Origin of the sequence: Streptomyces sp. NRRL F-525 (assembly GCF_000716605.1) — a bacterium.
GTDB lineage: Bacteria > Actinomycetota > Actinomycetes > Streptomycetales > Streptomycetaceae > Streptomyces.
The window spans coordinates 166,125-192,832 of the sequence record NZ_JNXE01000013.1; the positions used below are offsets into that span (position 1 = coordinate 166,125).

At 70.1% G+C, this 26,708-nt stretch carries 22 protein-coding genes and 1 pseudogene; 9 read left to right on the top strand and 14 right to left on the bottom strand.

The features are described 5' to 3' along the window. Window positions 1-326 precede the first annotated feature (326 nt). From OO69_RS20245 to OO69_RS20265, 5 genes are read left to right on the top strand one after another with little or no spacing between them, the layout of a single operon-like run. Window positions 327-3,125, top strand: coding sequence for a nitrate- and nitrite sensing domain-containing protein (locus OO69_RS20245; protein WP_234444485.1), 2,799 nt, complete (start codon window positions 327-329; stop codon window positions 3,123-3,125). Next, on the top strand, window positions 3,122-3,625 hold the full coding sequence (locus OO69_RS20250) for a roadblock/LC7 domain-containing protein (RefSeq protein WP_033282122.1): 504 nt from the start codon (window positions 3,122-3,124) through the stop codon (window positions 3,623-3,625). Before OO69_RS20245 ends, OO69_RS20250 begins: the two co-directional genes overlap by 4 nt. Further along, window positions 3,622-4,032 (top strand): DUF742 domain-containing protein, encoded by a 411-nt coding sequence (locus tag OO69_RS20255; RefSeq protein WP_033282123.1) that lies wholly within the window; start codon window positions 3,622-3,624, stop codon window positions 4,030-4,032. The genes OO69_RS20250 and OO69_RS20255 overlap by 4 nt, the downstream gene beginning before the upstream one ends. Next, the gene (locus tag OO69_RS20260) at window positions 4,013-4,696 is read left to right on the top strand and encodes a GTP-binding protein (protein ID WP_033282124.1); all 684 of its coding nucleotides are present in this window, start codon (window positions 4,013-4,015) and stop codon (window positions 4,694-4,696) included. Before OO69_RS20255 ends, OO69_RS20260 begins: the two co-directional genes overlap by 20 nt. Before the next feature lie 25 nt (window positions 4,697-4,721). After that, window positions 4,722-5,975 (top strand): styrene monooxygenase/indole monooxygenase family protein, encoded by a 1,254-nt coding sequence (locus OO69_RS20265; protein ID WP_033282125.1) that lies wholly within the window; start codon window positions 4,722-4,724, stop codon window positions 5,973-5,975. Here the strand turns inward: OO69_RS20265 and OO69_RS20270 are convergent. From OO69_RS20270 to OO69_RS20285, 4 genes are all read right to left on the bottom strand, one after another. Next, on the bottom strand, window positions 5,972-7,096 hold the full coding sequence (locus OO69_RS20270) for a C40 family peptidase (RefSeq protein WP_078652492.1): 1,125 nt from the start codon (window positions 7,094-7,096) through the stop codon (window positions 5,972-5,974). The two genes, OO69_RS20265 and OO69_RS20270, sit on opposite strands and share 4 nt — an antisense overlap. Window positions 7,097-7,199: 103 nt before the next feature. Continuing rightward, entirely contained in the window at window positions 7,200-7,538 is a 339-nt protein-coding gene (locus tag OO69_RS20275) for a hypothetical protein (RefSeq protein ID WP_033282126.1), read from the bottom strand. Window positions 7,539-7,548: 10 nt separating this feature from the next. Continuing rightward, window positions 7,549-8,196, bottom strand: a complete 648-nt coding sequence (locus OO69_RS20280; protein ID WP_033282127.1) for a TetR/AcrR family transcriptional regulator — start codon at window positions 8,194-8,196, stop codon at window positions 7,549-7,551. 347 nt (window positions 8,197-8,543) lie between these two features. Further along, complete coding sequence (locus OO69_RS20285) at window positions 8,544-9,482, bottom strand: AurF N-oxygenase family protein (RefSeq protein ID WP_033282128.1); 939 nt, start codon at window positions 9,480-9,482, stop codon at window positions 8,544-8,546. Between the two features lie 165 nt (window positions 9,483-9,647). Between OO69_RS20285 and OO69_RS20290 the strand changes: the two genes are divergently transcribed. Then, a complete protein-coding gene (locus OO69_RS20290; protein WP_033282129.1) occupies window positions 9,648-10,526 on the top strand; it encodes an ADP-ribosylglycohydrolase family protein in 879 nt (292 codons plus the stop codon). Here OO69_RS20290 and OO69_RS20295 read toward each other — a convergent pair. The 7 genes from OO69_RS20295 to OO69_RS20325 all read right to left on the bottom strand — a co-directional run bounded on the left by OO69_RS20295 (window position 10,523) and on the right by OO69_RS20325 (window position 17,232). Continuing rightward, on the bottom strand, window positions 10,523-11,041 hold the full coding sequence (locus OO69_RS20295; protein ID WP_033282130.1) for a DUF3291 domain-containing protein: 519 nt from the start codon (window positions 11,039-11,041) through the stop codon (window positions 10,523-10,525). The two genes, OO69_RS20290 and OO69_RS20295, sit on opposite strands and share 4 nt — an antisense overlap. 44 nt (window positions 11,042-11,085) lie before the next feature. Then, window positions 11,086-12,543: a penicillin-binding transpeptidase domain-containing protein gene (locus OO69_RS20300; RefSeq protein WP_033282163.1), complete on the bottom strand. Its 1,458-nt coding sequence runs from the start codon at window positions 12,541-12,543 to the stop codon at window positions 11,086-11,088. A gap of 8 nt (window positions 12,544-12,551) precedes the next feature. After that, the gene (locus OO69_RS20305) at window positions 12,552-13,910 is read right to left on the bottom strand and encodes an FtsW/RodA/SpoVE family cell cycle protein (RefSeq protein WP_033282131.1); all 1,359 of its coding nucleotides are present in this window, start codon (window positions 13,908-13,910) and stop codon (window positions 12,552-12,554) included. Window positions 13,911-13,971: 61 nt separating this feature from the next. Beyond that, window positions 13,972-14,430: an SH3 domain-containing protein gene (locus tag OO69_RS20310; RefSeq protein WP_033282132.1), complete on the bottom strand. Its 459-nt coding sequence runs from the start codon at window positions 14,428-14,430 to the stop codon at window positions 13,972-13,974. Between the two features lie 175 nt (window positions 14,431-14,605). After that, complete coding sequence (locus tag OO69_RS20315) at window positions 14,606-15,850, bottom strand: sensor histidine kinase (RefSeq protein WP_033282133.1); 1,245 nt, start codon at window positions 15,848-15,850, stop codon at window positions 14,606-14,608. Continuing rightward, a complete protein-coding gene (locus tag OO69_RS20320) occupies window positions 15,850-16,617 on the bottom strand; it encodes a hypothetical protein (RefSeq protein WP_051801127.1) in 768 nt (255 codons plus the stop codon). Before OO69_RS20320 ends, OO69_RS20315 begins: the two co-directional genes overlap by 1 nt. A gap of 108 nt (window positions 16,618-16,725) precedes the next feature. Then, entirely contained in the window at window positions 16,726-17,232 is a 507-nt protein-coding gene (locus OO69_RS20325) for a protein-tyrosine phosphatase family protein (protein WP_033282135.1), read from the bottom strand. A gap of 96 nt (window positions 17,233-17,328) precedes the next feature. Here OO69_RS20325 and OO69_RS20330 point away from each other — a divergent pair, with 96 nt between their 5' ends. After that, entirely contained in the window at window positions 17,329-18,132 is an 804-nt protein-coding gene (locus OO69_RS20330; RefSeq protein WP_033282136.1) for a nuclease-related domain-containing protein, read from the top strand. A 761-nt stretch (window positions 18,133-18,893) separates the two neighbouring features. Here OO69_RS20330 and OO69_RS50220 read toward each other — a convergent pair. Together OO69_RS50220 and ligD are read right to left on the bottom strand one after the other, a co-directional pair. Next, a protein-coding gene (locus OO69_RS50220; protein WP_106971076.1) for an IS5 family transposase occupies window positions 18,894-19,774 on the bottom strand; the annotation gives its coding sequence in 2 pieces (ribosomal slippage) (window positions 18,894-19,414 and window positions 19,414-19,774; 882 coding nt in all). Between the two features lie 208 nt (window positions 19,775-19,982). Further along, window positions 19,983-20,864: a non-homologous end-joining DNA ligase gene (gene ligD / locus OO69_RS20345; RefSeq protein WP_033282164.1), complete on the bottom strand. Its 882-nt coding sequence runs from the start codon at window positions 20,862-20,864 to the stop codon at window positions 19,983-19,985. 58 nt (window positions 20,865-20,922) lie between these two features. On the opposite strand from ligD, the gene OO69_RS20350 reads away from it, so the two are divergent. After that, window positions 20,923-21,960 (top strand): Ku protein, encoded by a 1,038-nt coding sequence (locus OO69_RS20350; protein ID WP_033282139.1) that lies wholly within the window; start codon window positions 20,923-20,925, stop codon window positions 21,958-21,960. Between the two features lie 34 nt (window positions 21,961-21,994). Here OO69_RS20350 and OO69_RS48870 read toward each other — a convergent pair. Continuing rightward, window positions 21,995-23,784 (bottom strand): annotated as a pseudogene (locus tag OO69_RS48870) (beta-ketoacyl-[acyl-carrier-protein] synthase family protein). 399 nt (window positions 23,785-24,183) lie between these two features. Between OO69_RS48870 and OO69_RS20360 the strand changes: the two are divergent. Next, on the top strand, window positions 24,184-26,571 hold the full coding sequence (locus OO69_RS20360; RefSeq protein WP_078652495.1) for an endonuclease/exonuclease/phosphatase family protein: 2,388 nt from the start codon (window positions 24,184-24,186) through the stop codon (window positions 26,569-26,571). The last annotated feature ends 137 nt before the right edge of the window (window positions 26,572-26,708 follow it).

The window sequence follows — 26,708 nt, forward strand, 5'->3', positions numbered from 1 at the left end:
GACCTCTTCACAGGCTCCGCAAAACGTTGGCACTCATGGCCGAATGGGCGCAGTCGTGCAGGTCAGACGCCTGGTTTGGGCTGGAATGGATCACTCCGGGAATGCGTGGCGGCGAATCCTGCCAAAGCACGCCGCTCACGTCCAACCGGCGCGGCGCGCGGGCCCTTTGGAGCGGCCGCCGGAACTTGCCCGCCAACTCCCGTCCGGGGTTCACTCCTTCGGGTGGCGGGCCGGACGATGCGCGGCCACTGCCTACCGGCACTGGGAGGGTCGCCGTACCGGGATGACGGAGCGTCACCCGGGCCCATGGGTATCACGAGTCAGGAATGCGAGCACCGGTGCAGAAGAAGCGGCCGCGGCGCACAGGCAAGCAGACGGCCCCTCAGGGGGGCGCCACCGGTGCCGCCGTGCCCGACCCCGCGGGCAGGGGACGCCGTACCCACGTCCGCAACCGGCTGATCATCGCGGTGGCCGTCGTGGCCGCCGCCATCGCCGCGGCCGGTGTCCCCTCCCTCATCACCGCCTCGGGCCAACTGAGCGACTCCCAGGACCTGGTGACGCTCTCCGGGCAGACCCAGGACGCGCTGTCGCTGGCCCACTCCCTCGCCGACGAGCGGGACGCGGTCACCTCGTACATCGCCGCCGGACGCCCCAAGTCCCAGGCCCCGGACGAGGACCGCAGCGCCCGCGTGGACCGGCAGGTCGAGGAACTCCGCGCCGACACCGACATCCCCGCCGCGCTCCGCTCGGACCTCGACGACGTCGCCGCCGTACGACGGGCCGCGCTCACCGGTAAGAGCAGCGCGCTGGAGGCGCACGACGCGTACTCCGGTGCCATCACCGAACTGCACCGGCTGGCCGAGCAGTTGGCGGAGAAGATGCCGCCGCGGGCCGGTTCCGGCGCCTACGCGCTCGCCGAACTCGACGCGGCCGTCCAACAGGCCGCCGCCACAAGGGGACTGCTCCTCGCCGCCCTGAACGTGCCGACGACCACCCAGACGGTCATCAGCCCCATCACCGGTCTCGCCGTCACCGAGACCACCTCCACGAAGGCCCAGACGAAGGAGCGCGACGCCCTCAGCGCCGCCGCCCAGCAGGCCCGGCTGCGCTCCGACGCGGCCCTCGCCGACTTCCGCGACAGCGCGACGAAGGACGCCGTCGCGGGTTACGACTCCACGGTCACCGGGTCCGAGGTCAACTCCGCCGAGAAGTACCTCACCTCCCTCACCGCCCAACCCACGCTGTCCGACGACCAGTTGGACACCAGCACGAAGAAGCTGGACGCGGCGCTCTCCGCCCGCGTCGACCTGATGCGCGGCGAGGAGTCCGCGCTCTACGTCGACCGAGGCAAGGACCTCGCCCAGCTCCGCGACGACGACGTCAAGGCGCTGGAACTCCGCGTCGCGATCCTCGGCGCCCTCATGCTGCTCGCCGTGGGCATCGCGACCGCCATGGCCCGCACCCTCACCCGCCCGCTCTCCGTCCTGCGCCGCGGCTCGACGCGCCTGGCCGAGGCGGAGGACCCGGGGGCCGAGGAGCCCATCAAGTTCACCGGCCGCAACGACGAGTTCGCCCAGGTCGTCCGCTCGGTCAACGCCCTGCACGCGCACGCCGCCGCCCTCCACGAGCGCATCGCCACCCTGGAGGCCGACCGCAAGCACCTCGTCGGCCAGCGCCAGAAGATGGCCGACGCCCGCGAGGAACTCCGCGCCGAAGTCACCGACTCCGCAACGCAGTTGGAGCGCCTGCGCACCAGCATCGGCGGCACCTTCGTCAACCTCGCGCTGCGCAGCCTGGGCCTCGTCGAGCGCCAACTCGCCGTCATCGAAGGCCTGGAGGAGCGCGAGCAGGACCCCGACCGCCTCGCCACCCTCTTCAAGCTCGACCACTTCGCCACGGTCATGCGCCGCCACAACGAGAACCTCCTCGTCCTCGCCGGCACCGAACACGTCCAACAGCACGCCGGACCCGTCCCGTTGGTCGACGTGGTCCGCGCGGCGGTCAGCGAGATCGAGCGCTACGAACGCGTCCGCATCTCGGCACTCCCCCCGCACGCGCACGTGGCAGGCTTCGCGGCCGACGACCTGAGCCACCTCCTGGCCGAACTGATGGAGAACGCGAGCTCGTTCTCCCCGCCGGACGCCCCCGTGGAGATCTCCGGCTGGCTCCTGGAGAACGGCGAGGTCATGCTCTCCGTCCAGGACGAGGGCATCGGCATGACCGACGACCGCATGGCCCGCCTCAACCTCCGCCTCACCGAGTTCGACCCGGAGTCCCCCTACGACCAGGAGGGCGAGGAGGGCCTCGGCCTCGGCCTGTACGTCGTGGCCCGCCTGGCCCACCGCCACGGCGTCCGAGTCCAGCTCCGCGACCAGAAACAGGGCGGCATCGCGGCGGTGGTGGTCCTCCCCAGCCCGCTGCTGGCACCGGCCCCCGCGTCGGCGGTCCCCTCCGCCACCCCGCAGCCCGGCGACACCCACTCCTACTCCCTCCCCGGCGCCTCAGCAGAGGCCAACTCCAACGTCCTGCACGGCCGTTCGGACCACACGGACCCGCTGGTCGCCCTGGCGGAGCAGGCGGTACGGGAGACTCCGTCGGCAACCCCCGCGGAATCCCCGGCGGAGATGACGATGGAACTCCTGCTGCCGCTGACGCAGGAGGACCGAGGAGCCACGGAATTTCCGCGGGCAGCAGACGCACGGGCCGCCACGGACGAACGGCCGGCCGCCGACGGCGAGTTCGCCCCACAGGGGCCACCCGCACCCGACAACGATGGCCGCACGGGCGGTGCGGGTGGGAACAGATTCACGGCTGAAGGCGAAGCCGAAGCCGTAGAACACGAACGAGCCCAGGACGAGGACCCCGTCACGGACAAGGGCCTCCCCAAACGCACCCCCAAGCTCACCCAACCCGCCCAAGCCCCGCGCCAGCGGACCGGCACCGTGGACGCCGACGCCCTACGCCGCAGACTCGGCGGCTTCCGCTCAGGAGCCTCCGCCGGCTACCGCGACGTAGAAGCGGAAATCGCCGAACAGACCGGCCAGAACCCAGTCCCGGCACCGCGAAGCGCACCCGCACGATCCGAAGAACCCACGGGGGGCACCGTCGAGGAGGCAAGCAGTTGACCGCGCCCAGTACCTTCGGACTGAGCAGTGAAGCCCGCAACCTGCACTGGCTGCTGAGCAACCTCGTCGAGGAGGTGCCCGGCATCCAGTCGGTCGCGGTCGTCTCCTCCGACGGCCTGCTGCTCCTCTCCTCCGATCCGGGGAGGAACGCCGAGGCCAAGGAAGCTCTCGAAGCCAAGCGCACCGGCCCACGAGGCTCCGCCGCGGACCTCGCCACCATCGTCTCCGGCATCGGCAGCCTCACCGTCGGCGCCGCGAAGCTGATGGACTCGGGCCCGGTGAAGCACACCATGGTCGCGATGGAGGAGGGCAGCCTCTTCGTGATGTCGATCAGCGACGGTTCGCTGCTCGGCGTGCACGGCTCCGCGGACTGCGACATGAGCGTCGTGGCGTACCACATGGCGCTCTTCGTCGGCCGCGCCGGCCACGTCCTGACGCCCGAACTCCGCAGCGAGCTACGGAAATCTCTCGAAGACGCGACCTCGGGGAGTGCGCGATGAGCCGTACGCCCAACAAGCTCCCGGTGCGCGGCGGCGACCGCAAACCCGCCCGGGTACGCCCCTACTCGCTCACCGGCGGCCGTACCCGATTCGGCCATGTCCTCCTCGTGGAGACCTTCGTCGCGGCGCTCGAAGCCCCGGAGGAGCGCAAGGAGTTGACGAACGGTTCCCTCAACACCCGGGTCATGCCGGAGATGCGGGCCATCGTCGAACTCTGCCGCCGTATGCGCACGGTGGCCGAGATCGCCGCGCTGCTGAAGATGCCGCTCGGTGTGGTCCGCGTGCTCCTGAGCGACCTCGCGGACCAGGGAAAGATCCGTGTGTACGGAACCGGAACCGCTCACGGTACGGGCCGTCCTGACCGCGCTCTGCTGGAAAAGGTGCTGAGTGGACTTCGCCGTCTCTGACGCCGCCGCCTACGGCGTCTCCCCGCTCCTCGACGACGAGAAGCGACTGCGCAACGACGAGAAGCAACTCCTCGACGACGAGGAGCAGTTGCGGCCCTGGCAGCAGGACCGCACGCGCGCGCCCGTCGCCACGAAGATCGTGGTGGCCGGCGGCTTCGGCGTCGGCAAGACCACCATGGTCGGCGCCGTCTCCGAGATCCAGCCCCTCCAGACGGAGGCGCTGATGACCGAGGCCAGCGAGGAGACGGACGACCTCACGGGCACCCCGGACAAGGTGACCACCACGGTCGCCATGGACTACGGCCGTCTCACGCTCGACGACGACCTGGTGCTCTACCTCTTCGGTACGCCGGGCCAGCAGCGGTTCTGGTTCATGTGGGACGACCTGGTGCGCGGCGCGATAGGCGCCGTCGTGCTGGCCGACACCCGCCGCCTCAAGGACTGCTTCCCCGCGCTGGACTACTTCGAGAGCTGCGGGCTGCCGTACGTCGTCGCGGTCAACCACTTCGTCGGCAGCGAGCGGTTCGAACCGGACGACGTGCGGGAGGCGTTGACGGTCCCCGCGCACGTACCTGTCATGATCATGGATGCGCGACGGCGGATTTCGGCCATCGAGACCCTGCTCGCGCTCGTCGCCCACGCGCTGGACGTCACCCCCGAGTAGTCGCGACCAAGGAGCCACCACCCGTATGCGGAAGATACTCGTCGTCGGAGCCGGTCAGTCCGGGCTCCAACTCGCCCTCGGACTCCAGTCGCACGGGTACGAGGTCACCCTGATGTCCAACCGGACGGCGGACGAGATCCGCTCCGGGCGGGTCATGTCGACGCAGTGCATGTTCACCACGGCACTGCGGCACGAGCGCGATCTCCAGCTGAACTTCTGGGAGTCCCAGGCCCCGAAGATCGAAGGACTCGGCGTCTCGGTCGCCGCCCCCGGTTCGCACGACCCGGGTCCGACGCAGCGCGCGATCGACTGGGTGGGCAAGCTCGACGGGTACGCGCAGTCGGTCGACCAGCGGGTGAAGATGGCCGGCTGGATGGAGACGTTCGCGCAGCGCGGCGGCCAACTGGTCATCCACGGCGCGGCGGTTGGTGACCTCGACTACTTCTCCCGTACGTACGATCTCGTGCTGGTGTCGGCGGGCAAGGGCGAGCTGGTCTCGATGTTCGCCCGCGACCCGGAGCGGTCCCCGTACACCGAGCCGCAGCGGGCGCTGGCGGTCTCCTACGTCCACGGTCTCGGGCCGCGCCCGGAGCACCCGGAGTTCGAGGCGGTCCGCTGCAACCTGGTGCCGGGCGTGGGCGAGTTGTTCGTGATGCCGACGCTCACCACGTCGGGCCGTGCGGACATCCTGTTCTGGGAGGGCATACCCGGCGGACCGTTGGACGTCTTCAACGGCGTCAAGGACCCGGCTCAGCACCTCTCCCTGACCCTGGAACTCATGGAGAAGTTCACGCCGTGGGAGTACGAGCGGGCGCGGGGTGTTGAACTGACCGATGCGGGTGGGACGTTGGCCGGGCGGTACGCGCCCACCGTCCGCAACCCGGTGGGCCAACTGCCCGGTGGCGGCCTGGTGTTGGGTGTCGCGGATGTCGTCGTCGCGAACGACCCGATCACCGGGCAGGGGTCCAACTCCGCGTCCAAGTGCGCCGCTTCTTATCTCGCGTCGATTCTTGAGCACGGGGAGAAGGAGTTCGACGGGGACTGGATGACGGCGACGTTCGAGCGGTACTGGGAGACTGCGCGGCACGTGACCAAGTGGACCAACGCGATGTTGGCTCCGCCGCCGGAGCATATTCTCAACCTTATTGGGGCGGCTGGGCAGTTGCCGCCGGTGGCGGATCGGTTCGCCAACGGGTTTGATGACCCCGCCGATTTTGAGAACTTCTTCTATGAGCAGGAGAGGACTGGGGCGTACCTGGCTTCTGTTGCCGGGGCCTAAACGCCGTTGGGGTTGTGGGGAGTTGGCGGCTGTGCGTCCGTTGTGGCTGGGCGCGCAGTTCCCCGCGCCCCTTTGGGGCGCTGATCTGGACGTACTGCTCCGAGGATGGGGTAGGACGCCAGAGGTGACACCTGGACCTTCTCGCCTGTGCGGGGGGCTTGGACCACTTGGCCCGCGCCCAAGTACAGCGCCACGTGGGTTGCCTTGGGGAAGTAGATGACCAGGTCGCCGGGGCGGAGTTCGTTGAGCGGGATTCTCGGGAGGTCGGCCCACTGTTCCTCGCTCGTCCTCGGGATCGGGGTGCCCGCGTGGCCCCAGGCCTCGGACGTCAGGCCTGAGCAGTCGTAGGTCTTCGGGCCCTCCGCACCCCACTCGTACGGTTTGCCGATCTGCTGGACGGCGTAACGCAACGCCCGGTCGCCCTCGCGTGAGGGTTCGCGGTTGTCGTCTCCCAGGGCGCCTGAAGTGACCAGTTTCTGCTGGGACTTGTCGACGTCGGTCTTCTCGAAGGCTGCCAGGGCGGTGAGTTGGTCGGGGGTGAGGGAGGTCAGGAGCTTCTCCACGTCGGCGAGGCGTTTGCGGACGTCTCCCTGGTCCTTCTTCTGGCGGGCGGCCAGGGTGAGTTGGGTGTCCAGGGCCTTGCGGGCCGCGCGGGCCAGGCCGTCGCTCTTCTTCTCGCTGCCGACCAGCCGGCCGATCGTCTCGGCGCGCTCCCGCGCCAACTGGCCGATGACATGGCCCTCGTCGAGCGCGTGCTGGGGATCGCGGGCGAGGAGCAGTCGTACGTACGGGGAGATCGCGGTGCTGTTCTGGTACTGCTCGCGGGCCAGGCGGCCTGCGGCGCCCCGGCTGTCGTGGAGGGAGAGGCGGGCGCGGGAGAGTTCGGAGTCGAGGCGGTCGACCTCGGCGCGCTGCTTCTTCAGCTTCTCCTCGGTGGCGTTGTACGTCTCCGTGGCCTGTTCGGCATCCTGGTAGAGGGTCTGAAGGTCCGTCAGGAGTTCGGCCACGGGGCGTTGCCCTGGGGCCGGGGGTTCGGGTACGGCCGCGGCGGGCAGCGGGGCGAGGACGGTGCCGGCCGCCACCGTTGCCGTACAGACCAGACGCAGAAGCCTTCCTGACACGTCATCACCTCCGGTGCGCGGCGGGCCTTCCGCCCCGCACCGTGAGCATCAGTCGGGGGCGGCGGGTCCGCGCGCCGGGTGTGCGCGGTTCGGCGTAACCCGGTCACCCGTGGGTGTCGTCCGGCTTGCCGCCCGGCGTGGCGTCTGGTGCGGAGTCGGGCTTGGCGTCCGGTTCGGCGTCCGGTTTGGTCCAGGGCCACCTGAGTCCGGTTCCCCGCTTCCCCTCGGGGTCGTATTCGTACTTCCAGCCCTTGGGGAGGCCGAGGCGTTTGCTGTGGGCGCGGGGGACTCGGCGGTAGACGAGGACCGTGGGCGGGCCGCCGGCGTCGTCGGGGACCGGGATGCGGTACGTCTTCGGCGGGGTGCCGGTCGGGCCGAGCAGGATGGGCAGGGAACGCCCGTCCATCGGGCCGCCCTCGAACGGGGTCTCTTCGCTCTTCACGGGACCAGTCTCAGCCATCCGCCGCGAGGCCCTGGACCAGCGCGGCCGTCTGCGGGTCCCGCCGCGCCGTCACCGACAGCACCGCCCCGAACTGCTCGACCAGCCAGTCCCGCAACTCGTCGAGCGGCGGCTGCTTGTCCTCGTCGAGCCAGATGAGGGACGCGGCTTCCACGGCCGTGATCCACATCCGTACGGTCATGCGGAGGCGGGGGCCGGGGTCGGTGACCCCGAGGTGGCTGAGGATGTGCAGGGCGGCGGCCCTGCGGACGCCGTCCACGATGGCTGTCGTTCGAGACGTCTCTACGACGCTGCCGCCCTGGAGGAGGGCGCTGAAACCGGCGTCGTGCTGGTCGACGAAGCCGAGGTAGCGGTCCAGGGCGCGGGCGAGGCGGGGGAGGAGCGGGCCCTCGCGGGGTTCGTCGAAACACTGCCGGAGTTCGTCGGCGGCGGACCTGAGGGCGGCTTCGTAGAGCTGCTGCTTGCCGCCCGGGAAGTACCGGTACACCAGGGGGCGCGAGACCCCGGCCGCCTCCGCCACGTCGTCCAGGGAGATCTCCTCGGGCGCGCGGTGTGCGAAGAGGGTGAGGGCGGCTTCGAGGAGCTGGCTGCGCCGCTCTTCGACGTTCAGGCGGCGGTAGGCGGGCGCGGCAGGGGGCATGGGGGCAGGGTAGTCGGGCGGCTGCGAGCACGTCGTGGCTGGTCGCGCAGTTCCCCGCGCCCCTAAAAACTCGGACCGGCCTGCGTTTTAAGGGTCGTGCAGTTCCTCGCGCTCCTAAAGACTCGGGCTGGCCTGCGTTTTAAGGGTCGCGCAGTTCCTCGCCCCCTAAAGACTCGGCCGGCCTGCGTTTTTAAGGGTCGCGCAGTTTCCCGCGCTCCTAAAGACTCGGGCTGGCCTGCGTTTTAAGGGTCGCGCAGTTCCTCGCGCCCCTAAAGACTCGGTCGGCCTGCGTTTTTAAGGGGCGCGGGGAACTGCGCGACCAGCCCCCACCGGGCCGCACTCCGAAATCAGGCCAGCAGCCCCGAGGCCTTCCACAGCCGTCGCCCGACACCCCGCAGTACACCGATGTCGTCCAAGAACTCCGTCAGCTTCCTCGACCCGTTCTGCATGACCTCCCGCCGATGCCCACTCGCCCGCACCTGAGCCACCGCCTCAGCCCGATCAAGCCCCACGTTCGTGTAGACATCGGGATTGACGAACGCGATGGAGAAGATCCGCGCGAACTCCCCGGACGTGACCCGCGTGAACTCCTGGGACCACCGCGGCGCCGTCACCATCTGCCGCCGCAACTCCTCCCGGGCGTAACGGACATGACGCGCTTCCTCGACGACATGTATCCGCGTGACCCCCCGGACCAACGTCTGCACCCGCTCATCCGGAAACGTCAACCGCTGCATCCAGTCGAGGACTTCCTCCCCGAGCAGCGTCGCCGTGAACGAACCAGGCGTGGTGGATATCGTCTTGAACAACCGCCCCAGGTTCTGATGGGCCCGGCTCACCGGATACCAGGGCGTATCGCCCCGCGATATCAGCCGCGCGAACATCTTCGAGTGCCGGCACTCGTCCTCGATCTCGGTGAGCGCGTAGCGGACGTGCGCGCTGGTCGCCGCCTTGTCGTAGATGTGCCGGACGAGCAGCTGCATCAGAATCAGCTCGAACCAGATACCCAGCGAGGCGAGCGCCGCGGCCTCGTGCTGGGAGAGCAGGATGCGCTGTTCCTCGCCCATCCGTTTCCAGAGCGGGGTGTCGTACAGGGACACCAACTCCGGCGGCCAGAACCACTTCCCGTCCTCGAAGGGCGCGGCCCAGTCCAGCTCCTTGTCGGGGTCGAAGGAATGCTTCGCGGAGGACGCGAGCAACCGCTCGGCGACCTGCTCGCGGTCCTTGAGCAGGCCGAGCGCGTCCCGCAGCCCGTCGACCGCGTCGGCTTCGGTCAGGGTCGTCATGGTTATCCCACCTCGCGGATCAGGGTGTTACCCGGGGTCACATCCTCCGACGTCTTATGAGACTGCTTGTCAGCAAGCTCGTCAATCCCCTCGGCGGGACTTGTTGTTCCGGGGAGGCGCGGCTCGCGTGTAGCGTGCCGACATGTCCACGCCTCAGGCCGTCAGGTGACGCCCGCCCGCCGCAGCCTGGAAGGCCTCGCCCTGGGCGACGCGTTCGGCGAACGCTGGTTCCCGCTCTTCCGCGAACCCCGCCGGGCCTACGACGAGGTCCGCGCCCGGCGCACCCCGGAGGAACCGGAGTGGCACTGGACGGACGACACGGCGATGGCCCTCGGCATCCTCCGGGTGCTCGACGAGTACGGCGAGATCCGGCAGGAGCCCCTCGCCCGGGCCTTCGCGCTCGGCTACGACGCCGACCCCGCCCGGGGATACGGCCACGGCATGCACCAGTTGCTGCCCCTGCTGCTCCAGGAGCCGCACCGCTGGGGGGAGTTGGCGCGGGAGCTGTTCGACGGCGAAGGCAGCCTCGGCAACGGAGCCGCGATGCGCGCCGCCCCGCTGGGCGCGTGGTTCCACGACGACCTCGCCCGGGTCGTGACCCAGGCGACCTTGTCCGCCGAGGTCACCCACGCCCACCCGGAGGGCATCGCCGGCGCGGTCGCCGTGGCCGTCGCCGCCGCGCTCTCCGCCCGGCGGGAGCTGACCCTGGAGGCCGTGGCGGCACGGACCCCCGACAGCGCCGTACGGGAAGGGCTCGTGCGGGCCGCGGACGTGCCGTTCGGCACCGAGCCCTGGCGGGCCTCCGACCTCCTCGGCAACGGTCGGCGCATCCGCGCCGACGACACCGTGCCCTTCGCCGTCTGGACGGCCGCCCGGCATCCGGACGACCTGGCCTCCGCCCTGTGGTCCACCGCCGAGGGCTTCGGCGACGTCGACACCACCTGCGCCATCACCGGTGGCGTCGTCGCCGCCCGGACGGGGCTCGACGGCGTACCGGAGGACTGGCTGCGGCGCCGCGAGCCCCTGCCCGGAGCCGGGTTCTAGACCGAACAGCCCAGCCCTTCAGGGATGTTGACCGGCCCCACCGGCCCCGCCCCCTGCGCCGGGAACGACGTCCTCAACGTGAACGCGTATGGCGTCGCACCATGCGCCCGCAGATGCAGGAGCCGTTCCTCGGCCTCCGCCACCGTGGGCCGGTGGCCCGCCGGGACCCACCACAGGACAGTCATCGCCTCCCGCACCCGCTCGAACCACTCGCGGCGGCGGGCCAGCAACTCCCGGTGCCGGCCTTGGTACATGAACGCGGTCAGGGTGTCCGTGTCGCGCCACACCGACATGTTGATGATCAGCCAGTCGTCGCCGAGGACGGGGACGTCGGTCGCGTTGCCGGTGTCGGACTGGAGGCGCCACACGAAGCCCTCGGCCGCGTCGGCGGCGGCGTTCACCGGGTCGAGGGCGTCCACGAAGTCCTTGAACTCCGGGGAATCCAGGGGGAACGCGAGGCGGCCGATGTTGGCCTGGGCGAGTTCGTACGCGGGTGACGTTAAGGGATCAGTCATGACCGAACGTTAGGTCGGGGCGGGCGTCTCCCGGTACCCCCGTCTCACGACCCGAGCACCGCCTGCATCACCGCCTTCGCGATCGGCGCCGCGTCCCCGCCGCCGCTGATATCGGACCGGTCCGCCGACGCGTCCTCCACCACCACCGCGACCGCCACCTTCGGTTCGATGTCCCGCTCGCCCTGTGCCCAGGACACGAACCAGGCATACGGCGTACCGGAGTTGCCGATGCCGTGCTGCGCGGTGCCGGTCTTGCCGCCGACGGTCGCGCCGGGGATCGCCGCGTTCGTGCCGGTGCCTTCGGTGACCACGTCCTCCATAAGTTCCTTCATCTGTACGGCGGTTGCGGGGTGCATCGCCTGACGGACGGGGCGCGAGCCGTTCGTCGACACCGTCTCGCCGCCCCGCCGTGTCGTCCGCTCCACCAGGTACGGCTCCCGCACCTGCCCGCCGTTCGCGACCGCCGCCGCGACCATCGCCATCTGCAACGGCGTGGCCCGCGTGTTGTACTGCCCGATCGACGACAGCGCCAACTGGGCTTTGTCCAGGGTCGTGTCGAAGGTGCTGGGGGAGACCGAGAAGGGGATCCGCGCGTCGATGTCGTTGAAGCCGAAGGCCTCCGCAGTGGTGCTCATGTTCCGCACGCCGACATCCACACCCAGCTTCGCGAACACCGTGTTGCAGGACCACTCGAAGGCGGACCGCAGCGGCGCGTCCACACACCCGTCGCCCTCGTTCGTGAGGGTCGTCGTCGTGCCGGGAAGCGTGTACGGGTCGGGGGAGTTGGTCGCCGCGTCCAGGTCCGTCACCACGCCCGCGTCCAGCGCCGCCGCCGCGGTGACCACCTTGAACGTCGAACCCGGCGGGTAGGTCTGCCGTACCGCACGGTTGAGCATCGGCTTGTTCGGGTCGGCGTTCAGACGGGCCCAACTGCGGTTCGCGGAACGGCCGTTGCCCGACAGGGTGCCGGGGTCGTAGGACGGGGTGGAGACCAGGGCGAGGATGCGGCCGGTGGAGGGTTCGATCGCGGCGACCGCGCCCGTGCGGGTGCCGAGTCCGGCGTAAGCGGCCTGCTGTGCGGCCGGGTTGAGGGTGGTGACGACGTTGCCGCCGGGGTTCTGGGCGCGGGTGAGGTCGTTCCACAGGGGGAACGGTGAGAGCATCGAATCGGTGCCGGAGAGGATGCCGTCCTCGGAGTGCTCCAGGAACGTCGTGCCGTACTCCTGTGAGGCGAAGCCGGTGACCGGTGCGTACAAGGGGCCGTTCCTGTACGTCCGTTCGTAGCGGAGCTGCTCGCCGGAGTCGCGGGAGCCGGTGATCGGCTTGCCGCCGACGAGGATGCGGCCCCTCGGCTGGTCGTAACGGGCGATCGTGTGGCGGCGGTTGGCGACGTTGCCGTCGTAGGAGCGGGACTGGAAGACCTGGACGCGGGTGGCGTTCACCAGCAGGGCCAGCAGGAGCAGGGTGCAGAAGGCCGCGGCGAGGCGGATGTGGCGGGTCATGGAGTCGGTCACGCGGCCACCTCGATGTCGTACTGACGGCGGGACGAGTCGCTCAGCCGGATCAGCAGGGCCACGATCGCCCAGTTGGTGACGACCGAGGAGCCGCCCTGGGCGAGGAACGGCATCGCCATGCCGGTCAGCGGGATCAGGCCCGTCACCCCGCCCGCGATCACGAACACCTGGAGCGCGACGATCGAGGCGAGCCCGACCGCGAGCAGCCGGCCGAAGGGGTCGCGCAGCGCCAGGCCCGCCCGGTAGCCGCGCTCCACGAGAAGGCCGTAGAGGATGAAGATCGCGGAGAGGCCGGACAGGCCCAGTTCCTCGCCGGCCGTGGCCAGGAGGAAGTCCGACTTGGCGGCGAAGCCGATGAGGATCGAGTGGCCGAGGCCGAGGCCCGTGCCGAGCATGCCGCCGGCCGCGAACGCGAAGAGGGACTGCGCGAGTTGGTTCGGGCCGTGGCCCGCGTCGATCGACGCGAAGGGGTGCAGCCAGTCCTGGACCCGGCTGTGCACGTGCGGTTCGAGCCGGCCGACCGCGACCGCGCCCAGCACCGCCAGCAGCAGGCCGACCGCGATCCAGCCGGTGCGGCCGGTGGCGACGTAGAGGAGGGTCACGAACAGGCCGAAGAAGAGGAGCGAGGTGCCGAGGTCGCGTTCCAGGATCAGGACGCCGACGCTCAGCAGCCAGATCGCGACGATCGGGCCCAGCACGCGGCCGGTGGGGAGCTGGAGGCGCCAGACGCGGCGGCCGGCGTAGGCGAGCGCGTTGCGGTTGGCCGCGAGGTACGCGGCGAAGAAGACCGCCAGCAGCACCTTCGCGAACTCGCCCGGCTGGATGGAGAATCCGGCGATCCGGATCCAGATCCGGGCCCCGTTCACGGCGGGGAAGAGGACCGGGAGGGTGAGGAGGACGAGGGCGGCGGCCACGCAGACGTAGGCGTAGCGCTGGAGCACGCGGTGATCGCGGAGAGCCAGCACTACGACGATGAAGAGCCCCACGCCCAGCGTCGACCACACGAGTTGGGTGGGAGCCGCCCGGTCGCCCGGGGTCTCCAGGTCGAGCCGGTAGATGAGGACGAGCCCCAGGCCGTTGAGGAGGACCCCGATCGGGAGGAGGAGCGGGTCGGCGTACGGGGCCCGCAGCCGTACCGCGATGTGCGCGAGCAGGGCGAGCACGCCGAGCCCGGCGCCGTAGCCGGCGGCGCCGGGCGGGACCGTGCCGCTCTTGGCGAGACCGACAGCGCAGTAGCCGTACACCGAGAGGAGTACGGCTACGACGATGAGGGTGAGTTCGATGCCACGGCGCCGGGGGAGGCGTACAGCGGGTGTGGGAAGGTCCGCTGTGACGGTGGTTCCGGCGTTGGTCATGTCCGGAACTTACCCAAATGGGACATGTTGTGTGCCTTGGGTGGCGTGTGTGTCTCGTCCGTCAGCACCAGCGGGGCGCGGGCCCGATGTTGTCGATGTAGCGCGCCGAGCCCCAGGCCCAGGTGCCGTCCGTGAGGAGGTACCAGAGCGGGTTGCCCTGGACGTTCGAGCCGCCGGTCTTGCAGAAGATGGAGACGTGCTCGCCGCGGTAGGCGTACCGGATGATCCTGCTGCCGCGGTCCGGGCGGGAACGCAGGGCGAGTTGGCCGGCCGTGACGACACCCCGGTACAGGCGCGGGTTGTCGTGGTCGCCGTGGTCGCCCTGGTGGTCGTGGTCACCGCGGCCGCCGAAGTCGTCGTCACCCTGCTGGTTCCACCCACCGTCGTCCTGACGGCTGACGCCCGGGTCTTCGTCGCCCCATTCGTCGTCGGCCACGGCGGGAGTGACGGCGGCGGCGGTGACCAGCGCACCGGCGGCGACCGCTATACCGAGCCGGCGGAGGGAGAGGCTGAGGGACATGGGGGTACCTCCAGGGATGGGGCGAAGCTGACTAATCGCCACATTAGGAGGAGGTGAGGTCCCTCGCTCGTCACACTGGTCCACATGAGCGCGCCCCAAAGGGGCGCGGGGAACTGCGCGACCAGCCACATACGGCCGGCAGCCAACGAATCACCTGCAGTCCCGAGCTCTCCACTTATCCGAGGGTCAACGTCGCAAGCGCCCCGCCCCCATCACCGGCGTCCACGTTGCTGAACTCCAACCGCGCCCCCAACACCTCCGCCTGCCCCAACGCGATGGTCAACCCCAACCCATGCCCCGTAGCCCCACCCTCCGTACGGAACCGCTGCGGCCCATGCTCCACGAGGTACTCCGGATACCCGTCCCCGTGATCCCGCACAGCCACCACCGCCCCGTCCACGGTCACGACAACCGGCCCCCGCCCATGCCGATACGCGTTGGCGACAAGATTCCCCAGCACCCGTTCCAGCCGCCGCCGATCCGTCTCCACCCACTCGTCCCGTACGACGACGACCTCCGCGTCCGCCCCCGACGCCCGCACGACCCGCTCGGCCACCGCCCCCAACCGCTCGGCGTCCAACTCCACCTTCTCCCGCCGCGTATCGAGCCGGGAGATCTCCAACAGGTCCTCCGTGAGCGTGCGCAACGCGGCGACCCGATCCCGCACCAGCTCCGTCGGCCGCCCCGGAGGCAACAACTCGGCCGCCGCGTGCAACCCGGTCAACGGCGTGCGCAACTCGTGCGCGACATCCGCCGTGAACCGCTGCTCGCTCAGCAGCTTCCCCTGCAACGACGAGGCCATCGTGTCCAGCGCGGCGGCCACCGCGGCCACCTCGTCCTGAGGCAGGTTCGCGTCCTTGGTCCGCGGATCGTCGACCCGCGCGTCCAGATCACCCGCACTGATCCGCCGGGCCACCTGCGCCGTCCCGTGCAACCGCCGCGTCACCCGGGTCACCGCGAACGCGCCGACCAGCAGCGTCGCCCCGATCGCCAGCGCCGAGGACCAGACGATCGCCTGGTCGAGTCCGGCGATGGTGTCGGCACCCTGCGAGTAGTCGACCGCGACGGCCAGCACCCGGTCGCCCGAGGCCGGTCCCGCCGCCCACATCGTCGGGTGCCCCCGGCGTTTGCCGACCATCGTGCCGCGCTCCCCGGCCGCCGCCAACTCCCTTAGCGGCAAGGGCATTTCCTCGGGATCGACGCCGGCGCCGTGCACGAGGGAGTCTCCGGCCTCGTACTGACTCGTCGCCTCCTTCAGCCGCGACAGCGCGAGGTCGCGGGCCTGGCCCACGGTCCGGTCGGTCACCGAGACGTGCACGAGTACGCCGAGCAGGGCGGCCAGCGCGCAGCACATCACGGTGATGAACACGGCGGCCTTGAAGGCGAGGGTCCCGGCCCACCGGGGCAGCGCGAGCCGCATCACGGGGTCGCCGAGGGGGGCGTAGGAGAGGCGGGGGAGCCGGGCGGCGCGGGGGTCGCCCGGCGGACCCCGTGCTTGCGGCTGCCCGTGCGGAGGAACTCGTCGTGGGTCAGCAGCATCGCCTTCTGGTCCGCGTCCCAGGTCCACTGCACGCGGTACTCGTACCCCGCGAGCTCCGAAGGCGACCGGATGATCACCGAATGCCCGGCCAGTTCGACCCCGCTCACGGCGTCGTCGTTGGCCATGACCTGCACGAGCCGGTGCTTCTCGACGGTGTAGACGCGCACGGCGGTCATCTTGGTGGGCAGCAGCCGGAACCCGAGCGTCAGGTCGTCGCGCCCGTCGCCGGTGAGGTCGCGGTAGTAGGGCTTGAGAACGGGACAGGCGCTACGGTCAGTCCCCGCGTCCGTGCAGTCGGAGATCTTTTCCGCGGTCCCCCGGTACGGCGCTTGGGAGCCGTCGTAGTCACTCGGGTGCGCGGCGATCTCGGCACGCACGACGGCGATCGGGTCCACCTTGCGGATGTCGTCGCCGGGGACGGTGACGCCCTTCACCGTCTCCGTGTCCGCCTCGTCGAAGTCGTAGGCGGGGGAGGCGGCGGGCGACAGATTCGGCCAGAGCTTGGCCGGGCTGGTCGCGGTCGGGGTCGCCCCCGCGCCCCGCAGCGCGCCGGTGTCGCCGCAGGCCACCGCGGTCGCGAGGAGCAGGGCGACGGCGGCGGTGGTGCGGGCGGCGCGCACGGGACGACCGGGGCGGCTGGGGGGCACTGCTCTCCTGCGGGGCGCGAGTGTGGGACCCGTACACCCTATTCGTAGGGAAGTCCTTTTTGTTCATATGTGCGGTTGGGTTGAGGGAACGATTACTCGGCTACGCGGCTACTCGGCCAGTTCCTCCAGCAGCCTGGCCGTGGACAGTCCCGTCCGCAGGTACTCGACGAACAGGTCGTTGTGGAGTGCCCACGGGGACCGGCGGGCGCGGATCAGTCGTATCGCCTCGTCGGTGGAGTACCCGCGGCGGACCAGCGCGTGGGCGACGACCAGCCCCGACCTGTTGTAACCGTGATAGCAGCGGACGAGAACCTTCCGCCCCTCGTCCAGCGCGTCGCACGCGGCGACGGCCAGCCGCATCACGCCGGCCAGCTGCGTCCCGTCCAGCGGCCCGTCCGGAATCGGCCACACATGGTGCTCGACACCGGAGTCGGGCCCGTGCCCGGGCAGCCGCAGCAGCGTCTGTACGAGATCGAACTCGTCCCGCACCACCGCGAACTCCCGTTGCCCCGACCGCCCCCGGAACTCGTGCCCGCCCATCCACAGACCGGGCGTGATCTCGCTCCACGGACTGTCCGGAGCGGGTACGTCGGGTTGCTTCCTGCGCGTCCGCAACGGCGCCTCCCCAAGCCCCAGCGACTGACCCAAAGGTAACCGGGTTCTTGCCCCTTGAGCACCCCGCCTGTTCCCATGGTCGAGGGGTGATGGTGCATGAACGGACTGCGCGTCATACCGACCTGGCGCCATGGTCAGGAACGGCTGTACGTCTGTCACACCGACGGAAGGAACGTCGCCTGGTACGACAGGGAGGCGGCCCGGATCAACCTGCTGAGCGAGGACCGCAGAGAGGACGTCCTGCACGCCCTCGGCCCCTTCCTCACCGGCCCGGTCACGGTGGGCCCGCCCCCGGTGCCGACCCCCGCGGAACTGGCCCGCCTGACCCTCCACCCCGACGACGACCTGGCCCCCAACCGCCCCGGCGAGGCGCTCCACGTGGCCCTGGACCGCGACCCGGGCCCGCAACACCGCCTCCGTCCCGACCCCCGCCGCCGAGCCCTGACCGCGGAACAGGCAGTGGGCGAAGCCCTGGACGCCCTGGACGGCGCGGGCTGGCACGCCCTCCACTCGATCCCCCTCCCCGGCGGCGACCGCCTCCACCACCTGCTGATCGGCCCCGGCGGCCTCTTCGCCCTGCACACGCTCTACGCCCGCAAACAACGCGTCCAGATCACCGACCCCATGGTCGCCCTGGGCCGCCGGGACCCTCTCCCCCTACTCCGCCGAGCACGCTCCGACGCGGCCCGGGCGTCGTACGCACTGACCGCCGAGGTCCACCCGGTCCTGGCCCTGTCCGGCCCGGCGGACGTCAGCGCGACGACACCGCTGCGCGAGGTCCGCGTACTCCAGGACACGGAGCTGTCCGGACTGGCAAGAACGGGTGGGGTGTTGAAGCCGGCGGATGTGGAGGCGCTGCACGCGATGGCGAGGGACCGGCATACGTGGGGAAGGGTGTGAGGCTTGCTTCTCCGGTACGGGTGCGCTTCGGGGCGATTTCGTCGCGTGTGTTTCAAGTGAACGTTGGGCCGCCCGCTTCTTGGCCAGTGTCGGGCTTCCGCGGCCCGAGTAAAGGGCGCTCCGCTGCGCTACGCGTCGGCTCCGCCGATTCCGCTTCGCTCCACCCTTGACACGGTCCGCTCCAGCCCGTTTCAGAAGCGAGCGAGCGGCCCGGAGGAACGGGTGGCCAGGCAGACATCCCCCTGCCTGAACTGTGTTGCCGGCCGGTGTGGAGGGGCCGCGTCCGCGTCTCGCCAGCACGCCGGGTGGGCTTAGCGGCTATCTGCCGGTGGGGACTTCCCAGTGGGGACTTCCTGGGCGGTGAGGCTCGGGCGGTGCCCCGGGCGGCGGCCCCCCGTTTGCCGATCGGTCGGCCCTCCCCGGACACCTGGTCCGCAGAAGTGTGACAGTCGAAGCGGAAGTGTCACACTTCCCAGCCCCACCCACCCCCGGCCCTCGACTCCGCCCCTCTGGAAGCCGGGGTCTTTTCTAACCGGTCAAAGGTTGTGAGGGTGGTTAGATTTGCCCCCGGCTTCCAGCAACCACCCACCGGGGGTTGGCCGCTGAGCCGAGGCGGCGTGCTGGCGAGACGGCAGCGCGTCCCTCCATACCGGCCGGCAACACAGTTCAGACAAGGGGATTCCTACCTGGCCACCCATCCCTCCGGGCCGCTCGCTCGCTTCTGAAACGGGCTGGAGCGGCCCTAGGTTCTGTCCGGCGGATCATGGTCGGAGCCATAGCCTGATGGCTGCGGTGGTGACGGTGCCGTGGAAGACGTAGGCCCTCTTGTCGTAACGGGTGGCGACAGCGCGGGAGTTCTTGAGCCGGTTGATGGTCCGTTCGATCTCGTTGCGGCGTTTGTAGGTCTCGCTGTCGAAGCCGGCGGGTCGGCCGCCCTTGCTGCCGCGTCGTTTGCGGTGGGCCCGCTGGTCCTTCGGCTCCGGGATCGTGTGCTTGATCCGGCGTCTTCGCAGGTGGCGGCGGTTTCGGCGTGAGCTGTATGCCTTGTCGCCGCTGAGGTGGTCGGGCCGTGTGCGTGGGCGTCCGCGCTGGCGGCGGGGAACGCGGATGCGGTCGAGGACCTCGATCATCTGTGGGGCGTCACCGCACTGACCGGGGGTGACGAGCAGAGCCATGGGGCGGCATCCGCCTTCGCCTGCGAGGTGGATCTTGCATGTCAGACCGCCCCGGGACCGTCCGAGTCCCTCGTCGGGGCGGTGGTTTCGGGGCGTCGTCCTTTTTTCGGGACGCGCGGCTTCCTCTTGCGGGCACCGGCCGCGTGCTGATGAGCACGGCAGGACGTCGAGTCCACGCCGACCATGCTCCAGTCGATCCGGCCGGCCAGGTCGGCGTCCGCCTGGACGGCGGTGAGGATCCGGTCCCACGTGCCGTCCGCCGACCACCGCCGGTGACGTTCGTACACGGTCTTCCAACTGCCGAAACGCTCGGGCAGGTCACGCCACGGTATGCCGGTGCGGACCCGGAACAGGATCCCGTTGATCACCGTGCGGTGGTCGTTCCACCGGCCACCGCGCTGCCCTGAAGAAGGCAGATGCGGCTCCAACCGCACCCACTCCGCGCTCGTCAGATCACCCCGCCCCATGCCGAGAACAACGAGCCAGTCACCCGACAGTCACATGATCCGCTGGACAGAACCTAGTCAAGGGTGGCCCGCAGGGCCATCGCCGCAGGCGACGCGTAGCGCAGCGGAGCGCCCTTTACTCGGGCCGCGGAAGCCCGACACTGGCCAAGAAGCGAGTGGCCCAACGTTCACTTGAAGAAGGCCCGGCATATCCCCACGCATCCCCGCGTCAAGGCAGACCCCCCGCTAGTCCGGCGTCGAGCAACGGTTCCAGCAGATCCCCGTACTCAAGCAGCCGTACCTCCAACTCCCCAGCCCTGAAAGCAAGTTGATCCGGGTCCCCGCACGCAGACACCTCCTCCCACGTCACCGGCGCCGACACACACTCCACCGCCCGAGCCCGCAACGTATAGGGCGCGGCCGTAGTCTTCCGCGCAGCGTTCTGACTCCAGTCGACGAACACCTTCCCCACCCGCAGACTCCGCGTCATCCGATGCACGACAAGCCGAGGCAGAGCAGCCTCCGCCTCCACGGCCAAAGCCTTCGCGTACGAGACGACCCGCTCCGAAGACACCGGCGCCACCCCCGCCAACAGATGCAACCCCTTCGCCCCGGACGTCTTCACGTACGCGGTGATCCCATCCACAGCCAGCCGCTCCCGCAGCCACACCGCAACCTCACAACACTCCACGACGGTCGCAGGCGCCCCCGGATCGAGATCGAAGACAAGCCGGTCGGCAAGACCCGGCGCCCCGATCACCCACTGCGGCGTATGAAACTCGGTGACAAGATTCGCCGCCCACATCAGGGACGCCAGATCCTGCACCAGCACCATCCGCGCCGGCCCCTCCGACCGGGGCACTTCCGCGGTGGTGACCCAGTCGGGCGTACCGGGAGGCACGTTCTTGGTGAAGAACACCTGGCCCTCGGGTCCGTCCGGATACCGCAGAAAGGACACCGGCCGGTCACGCAGATGGGGCAGCAGAACCTCGGCGGTGGTCGCGTAGTAGTGCAGGACCTCGCCCTTGGTGAACCCGGTCGCCGGGTACAGCACCTTGTCCAGGTTGCTGAGCGCGACCCTTCGCCCCTCCACCTCGGTGATCGGCGTCATACGATGAGAATCCCACGAAAACATGATGAACCGGACGCGAGCCGAAATCGGAAGGCGGGTGCGGCAGGTGCGATCCATATGGAACGGCGCCATCTCCTTCGGCCTGGTCAGCATCCCGATCAAGCTGGTGAACGCGACCGAGAGCCACTCCATCTCCTTCCGCCAGATCCACACGGAGGACGGCGGCCGCATCCGTTACCGCAAGGTCTGCGAACTGGAGGACCGCGAGGTTGCCCAGGCCGAGATCGGCAAGGCGTACGAGGACGCGGACGGCACGATGATCCCGATCACGGACGAGGATCTGGCCCAGCTGCCGATCCCGACGGCGAAGACGATCGAGATCGTGGCGTTCGTGCCGGCCGACCGGATCGACCCGCTCCAGATGGACGCGGCGTACTACCTCTCCGCGAACGGCGTCCCCGCGGCCAAGCCGTACACCCTGCTGCGCGAGGCGCTGAAGCGCAGCCAGAAGGTGGCCATCGCGAAGTACGCGCTACGGGGCCGCGAACGCCTCGGCATGCTGCGCGTGGTCGACGACGTGATCGCCATGCACGGCCTGCTCTGGCCGGACGAGATCCGCGTCCCCGAGGGCGTAGCCCCCGACACGAACGTCACCGTCCGCGACAAGGAACTCGACCTGGCGGACGCCCTGATGGACACGCTGGGCGAGGTCGACCTCGCCGACCTCCACGACGACTACCGCGAGGCGGTCGAGGAGATGATCACCGCGAAGGCCTCCGGAGAGCAGCCCGCGACGCCCCCGTCCCCGGCCCCCGGAGCCAAGGTCCTGGATCTGATGGCGGCCCTGGAGAAGAGCGTCCGAGAGGCAAAGGAGTCGCGGGGCGAGCAACCGGAAGCCAAGGAAACGGAAACAAAGGCCGAGGTCAGACGCATCTCCCCCCGAGCGACCCCCAAACAGACCCCCGGCAAGAAGTCGACCTCCACGGCAACAAAGAAGACGACGACGAAGAAGGCCCAGTCACGGTCCCAGTCCGCGACGTCGGCGAAGAAGTCGACGCGGACGACCAAGAAGACAACGGCGACCGCGAAGAAGACCCCGGCAAAGAAGGCAACTCCCCGCAAGCGCACGGCTTGAGCCGGAGCCCCCCCCGGCCGCTCACCGCGCGGCGCTACCCGACCCGCCGAAGCGCCAACACCGCGTTGTGCCCCCCGAACCCGAACGAATTGCTCAACGCGAGATCCCCACCCCCGGGCAACTCCCGCGCCACCCCCGTCACCACATCAAGCCCGATCGAGTCATCCAGCTCACCCGCCACCCCCACGGTCGCCGGCACCACCCCGTGATGCAACGACAGCACCGTCACCACAGCCTCCACCCCACCCGCAGCCCCCTGCAGATGCCCGAGATGCCCCTTGACCGCCGTGACAGGAACGTTTCTGCGGCCGAACACCGCCCGCAACGCCCCCGCCTCGGCAAGATCCCCCTCCACCGTCGCCGTCGCATGCGCGTTCACATGGACGACGTCCACGACATGCCCGCCCGCGTCCCGCACGGCCCGCCGCACGGCGAGCGCGACCCCGGCGCCCGACGGATCCGGCGCCGCCATGTGGTGCGCGTCGGCGGACAGTCCCCACCCGGCCGCCTCGCAGTAGATCCGCGCCCCACGCGCGCGGGCGTGCTCCTCGGCCTCCAGGACGAGCACCCCCGCCCCCTCCCCGTTCACGAACCCGTCCCGGTCCCTGCCGAACGGCCGTGACGGCGACGACCCGTCCGCCAACCCCCGCGTGGACAACGCCCGCATCGCCGCGAACGACGCCATGATCGCCGGCGTGACGACCGCCTCGGCCCCGCCCGCGAGGGCGATGTCGACACGGCCGTACCGTATGCGGTCGATGGCTGCCCCGATCGCCTCCGTGCCGGAGGCACACGCCGCGGTCACCGTGCGGGCCTCGCCGGTGATGTGCAGGTCGAGGGAGACCTGGGACGCGGCCTGCGACGGAACCGTCATGGGCGTGGTGAGCGGTGAGACGCCGCGCGGCCCCTTGTCCCGCAGCTTGCGGTCGCCGCCGACGAGCACGGACGCGTCCCCGAGGATCGCCCCGAGGCTGACCCCGACCCGTTCGGGATCGAGCCCGCTCTCCCGCGTGCCGCCCGCCACGAACCCGGCGTCACCCCACGCCTCCCGCGCGGCCAGCACCGCGAACTGCGCGGACCGGTTCATCCGCCGCGCCGCCTGCCGCGGCAGCAGCTCCGCCGGATCGACGGGCACGGTCCCGGCCACCCGCACCGGCAGTTCCGCGAACTCCTCCCCGTCCAGTTCCCGAATCCCGTGCCGCCCGTCGAGCAGCCCGCGCCACAACTCGTCGACCCCGACCCCCAGCGGCGTCACGGCCCCCAGCCCGGTGACCACGACCCGCCGCGGCCCACCCGCGGCCGCCACCCGCTCCGGCCGCGGATGATGCCGTACGACGAACTCGCCACCGCCCCCCGCCACCGGAGCCGCACCCCACCCCCGAACCTCCGTATGGTCAGCACGTCATCCCCCGACCCCCCGTCCAGATCCCGGTGCCACACCCCCCACCGCCGCACGTACGACACCTCGTCCGCCCCCGGATCCACCACCCGCAGCGAACCCACCCGGTCGCCCTCCCGGAACTCGACGACGGCGAGGTCGTCGGAGACGAGTCGCGGCACCGCCCCGACATCCAGTCGACGGCACCCGCTGATCACCCGGCGGTCGCGGCCGAGCACCTCGTCGTGATCCGTGCCGCCGAGCGGTGGCCGCAGGGAGACGCGGATCGTCTCGGGGGTCTCGGGGAGGGTGTGGGTGACGACGTACCAGCAGGCGCGTTCGGCGTCGGCCGGGGTCAGGGCGATCAGATCGCCCGGGATGACTTCGGCGGCGGTCACCGGGTGGGGAGCGAAGGGAACTTGCGATGAATCGGATGAATTGGACATATCTCGCACACTTCCTGGGGACTGAACGGACTTATGCCCTACGGCAAACCATCCCGAGTGAAATGGACGAAACCGGAAAAAGCTACGGTTGAAAGATGAACCTGTTGCGCCCCGAGGGCTCTCAAGGTCCGCCGAAACAGGGCGAGTTGCCCCAGTTGATCACTGCGAATATGTGTGGAACATCACTTTCGCGGCCGTCGCGCCCGCCCCCGCGCTCACTTGTTCCCTGGATTTAACGTGAGGCCCTCTGGCAACTCCCTTTCTACGCGCGTAACTTGAGCCGACTCCCCACAGGCACCCGGTATCGGCAGCTACACGAAGTACGAGGAGACCGCCAGCGTGTCCAGACCTGAAGGGCGCAGACCCCGCGCCCGCCGCACCGCCCAAGCGATCGTCTCGGTGGGCGCGGCGGGAGCGTTCGCCTTCACCGCCCTGCCCACCGCGTCCGCAACTCCCTCCGCATCGGCGGTGATTGCCGAGGTGTACGGCGGCGGGGGCAACTCGGGAGCCACCCTGACCCGGGACTTCGTCGAACTCGGCAACGCCGGTTCGGCGGCCTACGACCTGTCGGGCTACAGCGTCCAGTACCTGCCCGGTACGCCGTCCTCCGGCTCCACTTGGCAGGTCACCGCCCTCACCGGCGCGATCGCCCCCGGCGCCCGCTACCTCGTCGGCGAGGGCACCGGCAGCGGCGGCACGACCGCGCTGCCCACCACCGACGCCACCGGCTCGATCGCGATGAGCGCCACCTCCGGCACGATCGCCCTGGTCTCCGGCACCACCGCGCTGACCTGCAAGACCGCCGCGGACTGCGCGGCCGACCCGAGCATCGTCGACCTCACGGGCTACGGCACCGCGGTCGTCCGCGAGGGCAGCGGCCCGGCCACCGGCGCCTCCAACACGGCCGCGGTCGCCCGCGCCGACTCGCTCGCCGACACCGACGACAACGCGGCCGACTTCACCGCCGGCACCCCGACACCGGTCAACTCGGCGGGCCAGACGCCCGGTTCGGGGGACGGCGGCGGTGACGGCGGTGACGGCGGTTCTCCGACCGACCCCGGCACGGTCCGCGTCCACGACGTCCAGGGCACGACCCGCCTCTCGCCGTACTCCGGCCAGACGGTCACCCGTGTCCCCGGCATCGTCACCGGCGTCCGCTCCACCGGCTCCCTCGGCTACTGGATCCAGGACCCGACCCCTGACACCGACCCGCGCACCAGCGAGGCGGTCTTCGTCTACACCGGCTCCACCAGGCCGACCGTGGCGGTGGGCGATTCGGTCCTGGTCACCGGCAAGGTCAGCGAGTACTACCCGAGCAGCACCAGCCAGTCGAACACCGAGATCGGCGGCCCGACCACCACGGTCCTCTCCAGCGGCAACGCCCTGCCGGACGCCGTGACACTGGACGCGACCTCGGTCCCCGACGCCTACGTCCCGACCGCGTCCGGCGGCAGCATCGAGTCCCTCCCGCTCCAACCCACCGTCTACGCCCAGGACTTCTACGAGTCCCTGGAGGGCATGCGGGTCACCTTCGCCGACGCGAGGGTGGTCGGCGCTTCGGACGCCTACGGCGAACTGTGGGTCACGGTCAAGCCGAACGAGAACGCCACGGCACGCGGCGGCACCCTGTACTCGTCGTACGACCAGCCCAACACGGGCCGTATAGAGGTGATGTCACTCGACACCACCTCAACCTTCCCCGCGGCCAACGTAGGTGACGAACTCTCAGGTACGACCACGGGCCCCCTCGACTACTCCACCTACGGCGGCTACAACGTCCAGGCCACCCAGCTCGGCACGCTCGTCGACAACGGCCTGAAGCAGGAAGTGACCCGGCGTCAGAAGAAGGACGAGCTCGCGGTCGCCACGTACAACGTGGAGAACCTGGACGCGCTCGACACCCAGGAGAAGTTCGACCGGCTCGCCGAGGGCGTCGCGGTCAACCTCAACTCGCCCGACATCGTGGCCCTGGAGGAGATCCAGGACGACAACGGCGCGACGAACGACGGCACAGTGACGGCCGAGGGCACCCTGAAGCGCTTCACGGACGCGGTCCGCGCGGCCGGCGGCCCGGTGTACAAGTGGCGTTACATCTCGCCGACGAACAACGCGGACGGCGGCGAGCCCGGCGGCAACATCCGCCAAGTCTTCCTCTTCAACCCGAAGCGGGTCTCCTTCACGGACCACAAGGGCGGCGACGCCACGACCGCCACGAGCGTGGTGAAGACCCGCAAGGGCGTCGAACTCACCTACTCCCCGGGCCGGATCGACCCGACCAACGCGGCCTGGGAGGACAGCCGCAAGCCCCTGGTCGGCGAGTTCACCTTCCAGGGCGAGCAGGTCTTCGTGATCGCCAACCACTTCATCTCCAAGGGCGGCGACCAGCCGATCCACGGCCGCTACCAGCCCCCGGCCCGCAGCTCGGAAACCCAGCGCGCGGCCCAGGCGGCAGAGGTCAACACCTTCGTCAAGTCCCTCCTCGCAGCCGACAAGAACGCCAAGGCGGTAGTCCTCGGCGACCTGAACGACTACGAGTTCTCCCAGACGGTGACCACCCTGACGGCCGACAAGGTCCTCAAGCCCCTGATCACCACCCTCCCCGCCGCCGAGCGCTACACCTACGTCTACGACGGCAACTCCCAAACCCTGGACCACATCCTCACCAGCCCCGCGGTGACGTCCTTCAACTACGACGTAGTCCACATCAACGCCGAGTTCGCCGACCAGGCAAGCGACCACGACCCCCAGATAGTCCGCATCGACCTCGCGAAGTGCCGTAGGCACTAAGGCCGTTGACCCCCGACGGGGCGGACCGGCGCAAGCCGTCCCGCCCCGTCACTCTGACCGGTACCGGCCAGCGCAACCCCCTTAAGGGGCGCGGGGAACTGCGCGACCAGCCCCAACGCACCCGCACTCGCAAGACA